Origin of the sequence: Roseisalinus antarcticus (genome assembly GCF_900172355.1) — a bacterium.
Lineage (GTDB): Bacteria > Pseudomonadota > Alphaproteobacteria > Rhodobacterales > Rhodobacteraceae > Oceanicola > Oceanicola antarcticus_A.
The window spans coordinates 129,444-143,639 of record NZ_FWFZ01000006.1 but is presented as its reverse complement, the minus strand read 5'-3'; the positions used below and the strand labels follow the sequence as shown (position 1 = coordinate 143,639).

Annotated in this window: 1 protein-coding gene (cut by a window edge); it reads right to left on the bottom strand. The window is 68.4% G+C overall.

Annotation, left to right across the window (positions count from 1 at the left end):
* Window positions 1-14,196 carry the 5' portion of a putative Ig domain-containing protein gene (locus ROA7023_RS07900; protein WP_159458462.1) on the bottom strand. It extends 24,351 nt beyond the left edge of the window, so the window shows 14,196 of its 38,547 coding nt (coding positions 1-14,196); the start codon lies at window positions 14,194-14,196; its stop codon lies beyond the left edge, outside the window.

The window sequence follows — 14,196 nt, the reverse complement described above, 5'->3', positions numbered from 1 at the left end:
CGCGATCTCGGTGGCGGTCTCGTCCTCGTTGTCGTCCTCGGCATTGTGCTCGTAGACGGTGTCGGCGAAGTCGGTGATCACCACCAGCTTGTAGAAATCGTTGACCTGGGCGGGCAGGACGACCTGCTCGCGCCGGGTGTAGGACGTGTTCGCCTGCAAGGGCCCGGTATAGGTGAAGCTGCCGACGGTGATATCGTTGCTTTCCCCGTCGGTCGGCCGCAAGACCAGCCTGTCGGTCCAGGAGCCCACGGCGGGGCCGGCACCGCTGTTGGTCACTGTCCAGGTGACGTCGATGGCAGAGGCTTCGGGCGCGGTCTCGGGCGCGGTGACGCCGCTGACCACCAGGTTCGGCGAGGGCGAGAGCGCCACGTCGACCTCGGCGCTGACCGCGCTGTTGCCCTCTTCGTCGTAGATGAATTCGAACGGCCCGCCGGTCTCGACGAAGAAATAGGCCGGGCCCTCCCAGCCGTCCGGGATGCGGACGCTGGCCTCGCGGACGTAATCGGCACCCGGCGCAAGAAAGCCGATGTGGCCGAAGACGCCCAGCCGGGTCCGGCCCGTGCCATCGGCGTTGTCGGCAATATAGACGATGTCGGACCAGCTGGCGGTGCTGGTCAGGCCGATGCCGTCGTTCACCACTTCCCAGATCAGGGTCATGTCCTGGCCCGATTGCGCATCGTCCGGGGCGACCACCCGGGTGATCTGCAGATCGGAATAGGGAATGGGCATGACGTCGAAGACCATGTCCGCGACCTTGCGGTTGTTGGCCTCGAGCCCGTTCTCGAAGACCTCGCCGCCCGTGTCCGTGCGCACGTAGAGGTCGAACCGGCCGGTGAAGCCGGTGGGCAGGAAGAAGGTCTCGGACCGCTCGTAGGTGTCGCCCTGGTCCAGCCCGCCCTCGTGGGTGAAGCTGGCCAGCATGCGGTCCTCGGCATCGCCCAGCACGCCGTTGCCGTCGACCCAGATGCTGTCGGTCCAGACATCGGTGATGCCGCGCCCGGTGCCGGCGTTGGTGACGGTCCAGCCCACGGTCAGCTCAGCCGGGTCGTCGACCAGCAGCGTCGGCGCCACCACCTCCGAGACCTGGAGGTCGGCATAGGGCGCGAGGCTCACGGTCAGCGGCGTGGTGCCGGCGTTGTCGTCATCCGCCCCCGGTTCGATCACGTCGAAGCCGCTGTCGACCTGCACCAGCAGGAACCAGTCGCCCGAGGCGCTGATCGGAATGTCCACGGACAGGGTCTGCGGGCTGCGGGCCCCGGCGGCGAAGGGCAGGCCGGGGTCATGCTCCAGCGAGCCCAGCGCGATGTCGCTGTCGTCGAGCACCTCGTCGCGGCTCAGCCAGACGGTGTCGGTCCAGAGTGTCGCCGCGGCGCCCTCGCCGATATTGGCCACGGTCCAGGACACGTCCACGCTCTCGCCCGATTGCACCGCGGCGTCCGAGACGGTGACGTCCTCGGGGGTGAGGTTGGGATATTTCAGCCCGGCCGGGGTGGTCTGGGCCGCGTTGTTGGCCTCGCGGCCGCCTTCATAGATGTCGGCCCCGCGATCCACCTCGACCAGGAAGGCGTAATCGCCCAGGCCCAGTTGCGGGACGATGACCTCGACCGTCCGGGTGTAGCTGTCGCCCACGGCCAGATCGAAGGTCCGCGAGACCGTGGCCAGAACCCGGGTCTGCGGCCCCACGAGGCTGATCCGGTCGTCCCAGACTGCAAGCGCTGCGGCCTCGCCGCTGTTGGTGACGGTATAGGTGACCTCGACCGTGGCGCCGGGCACCAGCTCTCCCTCGGTGCTGACGCCGCTGACCACGAGGTCCGGCGACGGCGCTTCCGACAGGGACAGGATCGCCGAGGAGGCGACCGCGTTGTTGCCCAGCAGGCCGCGCTCGAACACCGCCGCCTCGGCGTCGGTCAGCACAAGGATCTGGTAGGGGCCCGAGGCGCCCGGCGGCAGATCGACCGAGACCGAGCGGCTGTAGCTCTTGCCCACCCCGAGGCCGGTGGTCCGGGGGAAGTCGCCCAGCGCGATGGCATCTGCGCCCAGCGTGCCGTCCGGCGTCAGGAAGACCCGGTCGATCCAGCCACCCGGCGGGGCGGCCAGCGCGTCGGGGCCGATGTTGGCCACGCGCCAGGAGACGTCGATGCTGTCCCCGCCGAAATAGGTGCTGGGCGGTGCGACCACGGTCTGCACCGAAAGGTCGGAATAGGGCGAGCTGAGGGTGATGCGGTCGCGGTCGGAATTGTCCGCGCGGGTGTCGGGCTCGGATACGTCCTCGTCGGCGTCGGCGACCACCAGCAGATAGACCTCGCCCTCGATCCCGATCGGCAGCACCACGTCGGTGCTGACGCTGTAGTCGGCGCCCTCGGCCAGGGTCTCGGTGCGGCGCAGCTCTCCCAGCAGGGTGTCGCCCGCGTCGAACACCGCGTCCGTGCTCAGGTAGATCTTGTCGGTCCAGCCGCCGTCGTCGCCGCCCGTGGCCGGCGCATCGCCGGTGTTCTCGACCCGCCAGCTGACCTGCACCGTGTCGCCGCCGCGCGGCAGGTTCGGCACGCCGGTGAGGGTGGCCACAAGATCCGCGTAGGGCCGGCTGACCGACTCGACCACGATGCTGGCGAGGTTGTTGCCCTCGGCCTGGCTGACGGTCAGCCCGTCGCGGGCCTCGTTGACCGTCCCGCGTGACGACGTGTCGAGGTCGGTGCGGATCTCGACATAGATCTGGCCCACCCCGGCAGTCCCGTCCGGCAGGGACAGCTCAAGCTCGTGCACGGCGCTTTCGCCGGCCGCGATCGGCCCGTCCGTCACCGCGTAGGTCAGGTAATGCAGGGTCTGGCCGGTGCTCTGGTTGCGGATGTAGATCCGTTCGTTCCAGGCCTCGGGCGTGGCCGTGACGCCCAGGTTCTCGGTGGTCCAGCGGATGGTGAACGGCCCGCCCGCGCGGGGCTCTGCCTCGACCACCTCGAGCGAGGACACCACCAGGTCGGGCCCCGAGGCGCGGGTCAGCGTCTCGCGGTTGTTGTCCTCGCCGGTGCCGGCGTCATTGCTCTCGAAGATCTCGCCGCGCTCGTCGACGATGATGCGGACCTCGAACTCGCCGCGGCCGTCGTTGCCCGCGGGCCAGCCGAATTCCAGCGTGCGGTCGCGGCTTTCGCCAGCCCCCAGCGGGGTGGTGTCGGTCTCGGTCAGGGCCTGGCTGACCACGACGCGGTTGCTGTTCCGGTTGAAGATCTGCACCCGCTCGACCCAGGGGCCCGAGACGCCGAGGTTGCCCGCGTTCGTCGTGGTCCAGGCGACGGAGACGGTCTCGCCCGCCGACCATCCGTCTGCCGGGGACAGCACGATGTCCGATGGCACCAGGTCGATCGCCGGGGCGAGGTCCGAGGTGATCTCGAGCGTGGTCGCGTTGTTGGTTTCGGCCGCGCCGGTGGGGCTGATCTCTTCGATGGCGTTGGTGATGTCGGCGCGCACGGTCACCACCAGCGCCCCGACCGAGGCGTTGCCCGGCGGCAGTTGCAGCGCGTCGATCCCCTGCGTCAGGGTGCCCCCGACCGCGATCGCGCCCGAGACCGCCGGATCATAGGCCAGCACCGCGTCGGCGACGATGGCGTTGGTGTCCTGTCGCCGAATCGTGACCCGGGTGTCGAAGGCAGTGTCCACCGGCAGGTCGCCGGTGTTGCCGATGCTCCAGCTCAGCGGAACGGTCCCGCCGCTGAAGATCGCCGCATCCCCCAAGACGACGAGATCGGTGACCACAAGGTCGGGCGAGGGCTGATCCTCGATCCCCAGGCGCACCGGCTCGGCGGGGGTGTTGGCGTAGATGTTGAAGGTGAAGTTGCGCGTCTCGTTGTAATAGATGCGCCCGGCCAGAAGCACGGTATAGGTGCCCGTCTCCTCCAGCTGGATCGTCTCGACGTCCTGGTTGAACTGGACGTCGAACACTTCCGTGCCGTAGGGGTCGATCAGGCGCCAGTTGGACTGCTGGTCGTTGCTCGACTGGTCAAAGAAGAAGCGCTCGCCCGCGACCGCGTCGAAGGTGAAGGCCTGGGTCTCGGTGCCGGGCGCAAGCTGACCGGTCACCTGGGTGCCAACGGTCAGCGGCGTGGCATCGGCCAGGTCGAAGGTCGAGAGGGTGTAGTCGCCGGTCGTGTCGCCGGAGCCCCGGACCAGAAGCGCATACTCGCCCGCCGGCAGATCGAACAGCGGCGCGGTGGAGCTGTCGCTGGCATCGGAATCGGCGAACATGCGCTCGGACACCCGGCCCTGCGGTCCGCGCAATTCCCAGATGAAATTGTTCGAGGCCGGCGATTGCACGTCGACGTAAAGCCGCGTGGGCTCGGTCAGGTTCAGGGCGTAGCGCGTGACCTGCCCCGGCAGCGACACGCTGTCCGAGAAGGTCTCGCCCAGGGTCAGGGTGCCCTGACGCTCGGCCAGGGGGGCGGCGAGGAAGCTGAAGGTCGTGCTGCCGGTGGTGTTCACCGCGCCTTCGATCATCAGGTAATGGGTGCCGTCGGCGGCGAGCGTGACGGAGGCCATGTCGTTGCGCGGGTATGCATCGGCCTCGAGCGTCCCGAAGCGGTTCACGATCTTCCAGCGCCCGTTGAGGGCGCCCGACAGGTAGTCGACGTAGAACCGGTCGCCCGCCGCGCCCTCGAAGCTGAAGATCCTGGTCTCGGCGATGTTGGGGAACTCGACATCGACCTGCACCCCGAATTCGAGCGCCGTGGCCGCGGCAAGGTCGCGCATGGCAAAGCTGTAGGCCCCGGTCGAGGCGTCGGCGCCCCAGACCACGAGCCGGTAGGACCCCGCCTCGAGCGCCATCACGGATCCGGCGATCTGCCCGTCCGCATCCGAACTGTGGAAGGTATCCGTCCGCACGCTGCCTTCCGGCCCGATCAGCTGCCACCGCAGGTCCGAGCGGTTGGTGAGCGAGTCGAAATGCAGCAGCGTGTCCTCGGCCAGATCGAACGTATGGACCTGCCGCTCGAACACCCGGGTGATCTCGCCCTCGACGATATCGTCGAGGGTCAGCGCCTGTTCGGTATCGCGCCGGTCGAAGACGGCGAAGGTGAGCTGGCTGGGGACGGTCGCGTCATAGCGCCCCTCGAGCTGGATGACGTAGCGACCGGCCTCCTCGAGCGTCAGCACCCGGTCGGTGGCGAAGTCCGAGACCCCGCCGATCTGGGCCCCGTTCGGGCCGATCAGCCGGTAGCGGCCCCAATCGCCGGTGGCCTGGTCGGCGAGCAGGTAGATCTGCCCGTCGCCGGCCCAGTCGAAGGCATAGGCCACGTTGTCCGGCCCGCCCGGCAGGGTCACCGAGACCGGGGTGTTCAGCGCGATGACCTCGGCCGCCGCGGCGTCGCGCAGGACGAAGCGGTAGCTGCCCGTCGCCCCGCTGTTGGCGCCGATCGCCAGCTCGTAGGTTCCGGGCGGCAGTGTGATCGGATAGGCGGTGGAGCCGTAGTGGTAGCTGTCGGTCTGGCCGAAGCCGCGCGCGATGCCGGTGCCCGGCCCTGTCAGCCGCCAGTAGAGGTTCGCATTCGCGGTCAGCGCATCGGGCAGCAGGACCGTCGCCTCGGTCACGGTCAGGCTGTAGCGGTCCACCGCGCCCGCGGCGGCGAGGGAGCCGCTGACGATCTCGCCGATCGTGGCGACCGTCGGGGCCGCCTCCGGGATCGTGGCGACCTCGAACCGGTCCAGCAGCACCTCGAGCGTGTGGCTCCCGCTGCTTTGCGCCTGCATCGCGGCGCGGGCGGTCGCAAGCTCGTGGCCGGCCAGGAAGCGGCCGTCCACAAGGGTTTGCGCCGCGCCGTCCACGCTCAGCACCACGGTCAGGTTCGCGCCGCCATCGGTGCGGGTCAGGCGCAGTTCCAGGATCAGGTCGGTGTCGAGCAGGTCGGCCTCGGTCAACCCTGCGTCCGACAGGGGCACCTCGAACGTGGTCCCGGCATGATGGACCGACAGATGCGGCACCGCGCCGTCGCCGCCGGTCTGCTGAAAATCGAGCGCGACGGCCACGACACCGTCCAGGGCGGGCTCCACCCCGACCAGCGGCACGTCGCCGCCGCGGCCGTAGATGGCCGCCGGCAGCACCAGCACAGAGACCCCCTGCCCGACCAGCCCGCTGGGCGGCGCGCCGATACGGAACGCCGCGCGGGCGGTGAAATCGTCATAGGGGCCGTCGGCAGTGGTCGAAAAGGCGATGCCCCGGGTCTGCGACGCGCTGAGCCGGTCGATCAGTTGCAGCGACCGGTCGGCGCCGTTCAGAACCTCCACCGGCCCGTCAACGCCGGAGGATTGCAGCACGTGGCCGATCTCGTCGGCGGTGTCGTAATCCTGGACCGTGTCGCCGGCGGCATCGGGGCCGGACCGGCTGACCAGGGTAAAGCGCGGGGCGGTCGTGGGATCGGGGTCGCGCAGGCCGCCCTCGACCAGCAGGTAATAGGTCCCGGCCTCGGGCAGCACGTAGCTGCCGCCGGTCTGGACGCGGGTCGGGGTGACGATCTGCTGACCCTGCGCATTGACCAGGCGCCAATAGGTGTTCGACCCGGGGGCCACCGCGACCTCCATGTCGAACCGGTCGAGCGCGTTGCCGCTCAGCCGGTAGATCAGCGTGCCGTCGCCGCCGTCGGGCAGCGGGTCGTTGACCTCGTCATCGAGGAATATGTCCTGGGCGGCGCTTTCCAGATCGTTCAGGCGGAACTGGAAGGTGCCGGTCATGCTGTCGGTCGCGTCCAGCACGAGCCGGTAGTCGCCCGGCCCCAGCCGCAGCGAATTCTCGGAGCGCTGCTGGCCGCCGTCGGTCTGGTTGAATTGCCGCCCGCTCAGAACCTCCCCGCCGGGCCCGACGATGCTCCATGTCAGGTTGGAGCGGTCCTCGAGGCTGTCCATCGAGATCAGCCGCGGCTCGGTCAGCGAGAAGGCATAGACCTGTTTCGCGCCGGGGCTCGGCAGATCGAAGCTCTGGCGCGTGCCCAGCACATAGGGCTCGGGGCCGGCGACGACCTCCTGGACGACGTTGATCTCGTAGGTCGACCGACCGGCGTTGCCGTTGGACCCTTCGATCAGAAGGATGTATTCGCCGTCACCGGGCAGCGTCACCCCGCCCCGGTCGGTCAGATTTGCGCGGTCGAGGACCTGCGCCCCGTCGGGGCCGACAAGCCGCAGGGTGATCGACCCGTAGGACGCGAGCCTCTGGAGGAACAGGCTGTCGCCCGCGCTTGCAGTGAAACGGTAGATATCGCTGGAGTTGCCGGGCAGCAGCGCCCCGCTGACCGGCGCCCCGAGGGTCAGTTCGCTGGCGCCGCCGACATCGATCAGATCGAGGTTGTAGGTCCCCGAGGCGCCGCTTTCACCGTAGAAGGTCAGCGTGTAATCGCCGGCCTTCAGGTCCCAGATCGGGCTGGTCGTGTGGCTGAAGTAATCTGAATCCGGGGCCCGCAGATCGATGTCGAAGACCCTGCCGTCCGGCCCGGTGAGCATGACGTTCAGATCGCTGCGGTCGCTCAGCGCGTCGACAAGCACGCGGGTGTCGGTATCCAGGGTGAATTGATAGCTCTGGCGCTGGCCGCGCAGCGCGATCTCGCCGGTGATGCCGGTGGGAATGCCGTTGACGCGCTGCGCCGTGACGGCGTTCGGCCCGACGTCGGACACCTCGGTGCCGCTGACCTGGGCGGCGTCGAACGGGAGATACAGCGTCAGCGCCGCGCGGTCGCCCTCGGCCAGCGGCGCGCTGTAGGCCGCGGCGATCTGCGCCTCGGTCCGGGCCGTCCGCCACAGCCGCACCTCGTCGATCCGGCCCTCGAACATGCCGTAGTCTGCGCTGGTATCGTGGGTCATCCCGATCAGCAGCGGGGTCGCCGTGCTCTGGCTGGGGCCGCTGGTCATGGATTCGGTATCGACCAGCGTTCCGTCCACGTAGATCCGCTGTTCGCCGCTGGTGGACCCTTCGACCGCCAGGTCGAAGACCGCCGCCAGATGGACCCACCGGCCCGTCGCGACAAGCCCCGCCCCGGTCTGGATCGTGTCGTCGGCCGAGGTGCCCGGACGCGTGCGCCCGGCCCAGACGGAGCCGTTGGAGTGTACCCACAGGCTGTAGTCGCGGGTGAACCCGCCCAGCCCCTCGCCCTTGTAGAGGATCGGCGTCCAGGTCTCGTCGAACCGGTCCAGCCAGACCCATGCCTCCATCGTCAGATCGCCGGTCACCGACACCGCGGGGCCGTGATCCACCTCCAGCCATTCCGCGCCCCGCAGGCGGAGCCCTTCGCCCGCCACCGCGCCGGGCACCTGCGGCGCCACGCCGCCGGGATTGTCGCCGCCGAAGGTGATCGCGACCGGATCGGCGTTCACCTTGTAGAGCGTGAAGGCGTAATCCCGCGGGGACAGGCGGCCCTCGCCGCGGTCGGCCTCGAGGATCAGCGTGTAGGTGCCGCCCACGTCGAAGGTCAGCGGGCCCACGTCCGACGCGGCATAGGGCCCGCCCACCAGGTTGCCCGCGGGCCCCTGGATCCGCCAGGTGGCCGACCCCGAAGCGAGTCCCAAGGACAGAAGGTCGAGGTAGATCTCGTCGCCCGACGCCAGCTCGAAGCGGAAGGCGGTGGCGCTGGTGCCCACGTCCAGCGTGCCGGTGATCTCGTCCGGGCCGAGGGTGACCGGCCGGGCCGCGTCCAGGTCAAGCAATTGCAGCCCGTAGCTGCCCGACAGCGTGCCGGTGCCGCGGAATGTCAGCGTGTAGTCCCCGGCCGGGGCGTCGAAGGCATAATCGCCCGTGTTCGAGGATTCCCCGGTATCGTTCAGATCGCGGGTGATGTTGACCCCGCCCGGACCGCGCAGGGTGGCCCGCAGATCGTAGGCCTCGGAATCTCCGCGGTCGGTCAGCGGCGTCCAGTAGAGCCGCGTCCCCTCGGTCAGCGAGAACCGGTAGACATGGGATTCGCCCAGCCGGTCGAGGCGTCCGTGAAAGACCCCGCTCTGCCCTTCCGTCACGTCCCGCACCCGCGCGAGCGTGGTATCCGTGCCGGTGTTGGCCACGGCGGCCAGTCCCGGCGCATCGTCGAACAGCACCTCGATCAGCGGGTCGACCGCCGGCAGCGTCCCCTCAAAGAGGTCCTCGGCCTGGGTCGCATCCAGCGCCGCGCCGTGGATGCGGATGTCGGCCAGCGCCCCCTCGAAGCTGGCATCGTCGCCGGTGCTGCCGAAGTAGAGCGTGCTATCGGTGTCGTCGGGGGTGTCGGGAATGGCGGTCTCGGCCGCGAGGCTGCCGTTGACATAGAGCTGCATCGCGTCGTTGTCCCGGTCGTAGACCGCGACGAAATGGTTCCACGCGCCGAAATTCACCCGGTAGCCGTTGAGCGACGACTGCGACGTGCCCGACCCGACGGCGTGGGTCATGTGGATGTATCCGGCGTTGTTCACCCAAAGGGAGAACTGCCGGTTGTAGACGCCGCCGTCGCGTTGCTTCCAGACGATAGGTGTCCAGGTCTCGCGCATCTGATCCGGACTGACCCAGCCTGACACCGTGAACGAGCCCGAGACCGGCAGATCGGGCGCCTCGATCGCGACCGACTCGAAGCCGGAGAAGGCCAGCGCGTTGCCGCCGTCCGGCCCGGTCGTCCGGGTCAGGCCGAAATTGCTGTCGCTGTCGTCGAGGCCGCCCTGTTCGAACACGACCTCGCGCGCCCGTTGCAGGACGAAGGAAAAATCGGTCTGGCCGCCCGCGTTCTCGGTGACAAGCCCCTCGATCAGCAGGGTATAGCGCCCGGTCCGCTGGAGCGTGTGGGCCCCGACATCGCCGAGGTTGGTGTCACCGATCTCCTGGCTGCCCGTCGGGGAAATGAGCCGCCACTCGACGGTCTGGGAATTGCCCGACAGGCTCAGCAGGTCGAACAGGACATTTTCGCCCGCCACCCCGTCGAAATGATAGAACTGCGTGCTGTTGCGCGGGTTCAGCGCACCGGAAACGATTTCGTCCAGGGCAATGTCGGTGCCGGTGGAGATGTCGCGCAGCGCAAAGCCGAAATCGCCGGTCTCGGTCCCGTTCCGGCCGCTGACGACGACGGTATAGCTGCCGGCCGGCACCTTGATGATCGGGTTCGACCCCCTGTTGCCGCTGTCGGCATAGCGCAACTCGTAGCTGTGGATCGACCCGGAGGCGCCGATCAACTCGAAGTCGAGATAGCGCTGGTCGGTGAAGCTGTCGATGTAGAGCTGCCCGTCGCTGGCCATGTCGAGCGTGAACACATGCTTTTGCCCTGCGCGCGCGACGGTGCCCTCGACCAGTGTCCCGAGCTCCAGCACCCGCGGGGCCGGATTCTGCGGGTCCTGCAGGGTGAAATTCACCGTCGTCTCGCCGGTCGCCGCTTCGCTGGGCTCTCCTTCGATCAGCAAGAGGTAGCTGCCCGGGGCCGTCAGCACCCGGGGCGCCTGATCGCTGATCCTGTCGCGGAAGATCTGCCGGCCGAACGGGTCGATCAGGCGAATGACCGGGGTGTAATAATGCCCCGCGGACGAGGTGTTGGCGATTGTCAGGACCTGGTCGGCGGTGGCGTCGAACCGGAACATCCGGGTGGCGTTCTTGGGCGCCAGCACGGCGCTGACCGGCGTGTCATAGGTGATCGTCTCGGCGTCGGCCGCATCGAGCAGCCGGAACGCGTAGTCGAATGTCTCGAAGTTGTCGCCGGTGACGGTCGCAGTGTAGTCGCCGGGCTGGAGGATGACGAACGGGTCCCCTGAATAGCCGTCGCCGCGGTCCAGCGTGAAGGTCTTGACGAACCGGTTCTGCCCCTCCAGCCGCACCGTCCCGTTCAAGCTCGCGAGCGTGTCGAAGACCACCGCCGTCGCTTCGGTCACCGTGAACGTGTGCCGCGAGGCGGAGCCGGGGCTGAGGACCTGGCCGGTGACGAGATCGCCCAGCGCCATCGGCGCCGTGGTGTTCTGCGTCTCGGTCAGGATGAACGAGATCTCCTGGGTCGCGGTGCCGCTGCTGTTGATCTCGCCCTCGAGGATCAGCTTGTAGGTGCCGGTCGCGTTCAGGCTCTGAATCCAGTTGCCGCCGGTCGATCTGCCGTAGGTCACCTGGTTGCCGAAGGGGTCGATCAGCCGATAGCTGGGCTGCGAGCCGGCGGACCGCGCGGTCGTGACGAAGACGAAGGATTGCCCCGCGGTGCCGTCGAATTCGAACACCTTGGTCGCGCTGGCCGGCGTCAGGGTCGCGGTGACGGTGTCGCCCAGGGCGATGGTCTCGACGTCCGAGAGGTCCAGCAGCCGGAACGAGAAGTTGCTGGTGCGATTGAAGTCGACCTTGAACTGCAGGCGGTAGGTGCCCGGCCGCAGCGTGAGCCCGACCCCCGGCGCGAAATTGCTGGAATCCGAATACACGAAGTAGCGCTCGTTGACCAATTGCCCGTCCGGCCCTTCGAGCGACCAGCGGGTGTAGAACTCGCTGTAGCTCAGGGCATCGAAATAGATCTCCGTCTCTTCGGTGAGGGTGAAGATGTAATCGTCCGTCTCGCCACCGACGGTCACGGCGCCGACCACCGTTTCGCCGATCTCGATCGTCTCGCCGGTCAGCGCCGGGCCGGGGTCGGTGCCCGTCTTGTCGGCCTGGAAGCCGTAGTTGAAAGGATCGGTCGTGCTGCCGTAGTTCAGCCCTTCGACCATGACCTCGAAGGTGCCCGTGGAGGACAGACGCAGCGGATCGGGGGCGACGCCCCCCTGCGGATTGTAGACGGTGCGGCCAAGCGGATCCACGACCCGCAGGTTCGCGGCGCCGGGGATGTTGCTGAACGAGACCAGGTCGCCCGCCTCGCCCTCGAACCGGTAGAAGGCGGTGGCGGTGCCCGGTGTCAGCGTGCCCGAGATCGCCTCGCCATAAGAGAAAGCGGTCGCCTCGGCGGCGACGTCGACCAGGCGGAACGCGTAATCGCGCAGGGTGCCGATATCGCCCCGCACCATGATCGTGTAGCTGCCCGCGGCCAGATCCAGGAATGGTGCGCTGTTGTTCGAGGTTCCGTTGGTCTGGCTGAAGTCCGTCCAGGCGGTGTTGACGCCGTTGCCCCCCAGGACCATCCATTCGACCGAGCCGTCCGGGGTCAGAACGTCCAGGTAAAGCCTGGTCGCGGACGCAAGCGTCACGTCGTAGGCATCGATCTGCCCGATCGCGTCGAGCGTTCCGTCCACCCGCCCGCCCAGGGTCAGCGTCAGGTCCCGGGTGGTTTCGGGCGCGACGGTAAAGCCGAACGTCCGGGCACTGGTCTCGTAGGGATAGCCCTCGATCACCAGGGTATGGCGGCCGCTGTCGGTGATCTCGATCGGTCCGGTATCCGTCAGGCTGCGGACGCTGTAGATCGTCTCGCCCGCGGGGCCGATCAGGCGATATTGCACGTTGCCGGAATGTGTCGCGTCGAGGATCAGCCTGTCCCCGGCGGTGACGTCGACGGCATAGATCAGGGTCTCGGTGGAGCGCCCCTTGGCGAGGGTCCCGTCGCGGCCGTTGCCGGACACATCGGTCAGCACCCCGCCTTCGGCCTCGTCGAAGCCCAGCGCCAGCTCAAGCCCGGTCGCCGGTCCCGTCGCCCGCGTCTGGTAATTGTTGGCGATCTGCGTCGCGGTGCGCGCGGTGCTCCAGATCCGGACGTCGTCGATCGCGCCCCTGAATTTCAGATTGCCGCCCACGTGGCCGATCCCCAGCGGGGCCGACGTCGCGGCATAGCCGCCGTCCCAGGCCAGTTCGCCGGCCAATGTGCCGTCGAGGTAAAGCCGCATGATCGCGCCGTCGTAGGTCGCCGCGACGTGGTTCCAGCCATCGGCCAGCGTCGCCGAGAGATCGGAGGCGGCGACGTCGTCGTCCACGTAGAAATGCATCTCGCCGTTTCTGGCATAAAGCCCGAAGCCGCCGAAGAGCGAAGTGTTGCTCGACGTGCCGAGCACCACGCCCTGGGTGCCGTCGCTGTCGTCGCGCACCCAGGCCTCGAGCGTGAAGCTGGGCGATTGCAGGGCGGCGCTGTCCGTCACCTCCGCCACCGACAGGCCGGACCCGGTCACCAGCATCCTGTCGCCGGACGCCGCGGCGCCCGGTGCCTCGGACGGCCGTCGCGCCAGGATCTGCTCCACGCCGCCGTTGCCGACATACCCCGAGACCGTCTCGCCCAGGGACACGACCTCGGCCGCGCCCATGTCCAGCAACCGGAAGCCGTATTCGCCGACCGAATCCGACGGCGTCTCGAAGGTCAGCGTATAGTCCCCCGCGATCAGCTCGAACGTGGGGTCGCCGTAGATCCAGTCCATGCTGGCAAATCTGACGTTGCGGAACTCCTCGCCGCGCGGTCCGGTCAGGGTCACCCGCGGGTCGATCGACGCCCCCCAGAGGTTGTCGAAGACCAGGGTCTTGTCGGCCGCGAGCGTGAAGGTCCGCTCGTGGCGTTGCCCGGGCTGGGTGAATGTGTCGAGGACCGTTTCGCCGACGGTGTAGCTTTCGGACTTGTCCTGCAGCACCTCGATGGTGAAGGCGTAATCCCGGACCGCGGTATTTCCGTAATTGCCCTCGATCAGCAGGGTATAGCTTCCGGTTCTGGGAACCAGCCAGCGCGGCACGTCCGTAGAGGTGTTGAAATCGCGCGAGCTGAAGGCGGTTGCGCCGGTTTCATCCACCAACTGCCAGTCGACGTTGCCCGAGCCGGCCTGGGCGTCGAAATAGAGCTCCTGCCCCGCCACCGCGTCGAACCGGAAGAGGTCGGTCTCCAGCCCCGATTGCTCCAGCGTGCCGGCCACCTGCACGCCGGTGCCGATGTCGACGGCCGTGTCGAGGTTCAGCATCCGGAACGCATAATTCCCGGTGGCATCCGCCACCCCGTCGACGGTCAGGGTATAGGTGCCGGCCTCGAGGGCGAGGATCTCGCCGCCATCCGCCGCGTCGGCCCGGTCGAAGCGGGTGGGCGCGACGATCTCGCCGCCCGCGCCTTCGAGCGACCAAAGGATGTCGGACCGGGAGGTGAGCGAGTCGAAGACGACCAGCCGTTCCTCGGCGATCTCGAAGGTGAAGAGGTCGGTCTCGCCCGGAACCTCCAGCGTGCCGGCCACCGGCAGCACATCCGCCGACAGCAGGATCCGCGGCTCGAACGTGTCGGCATGCAGGCCGCGCGACAGCGCGGTGGTGCCGGCGAGGGTTTTCGGCGTGATCGTGGTGCTGGGCCGCGGTCCGGCAAACAT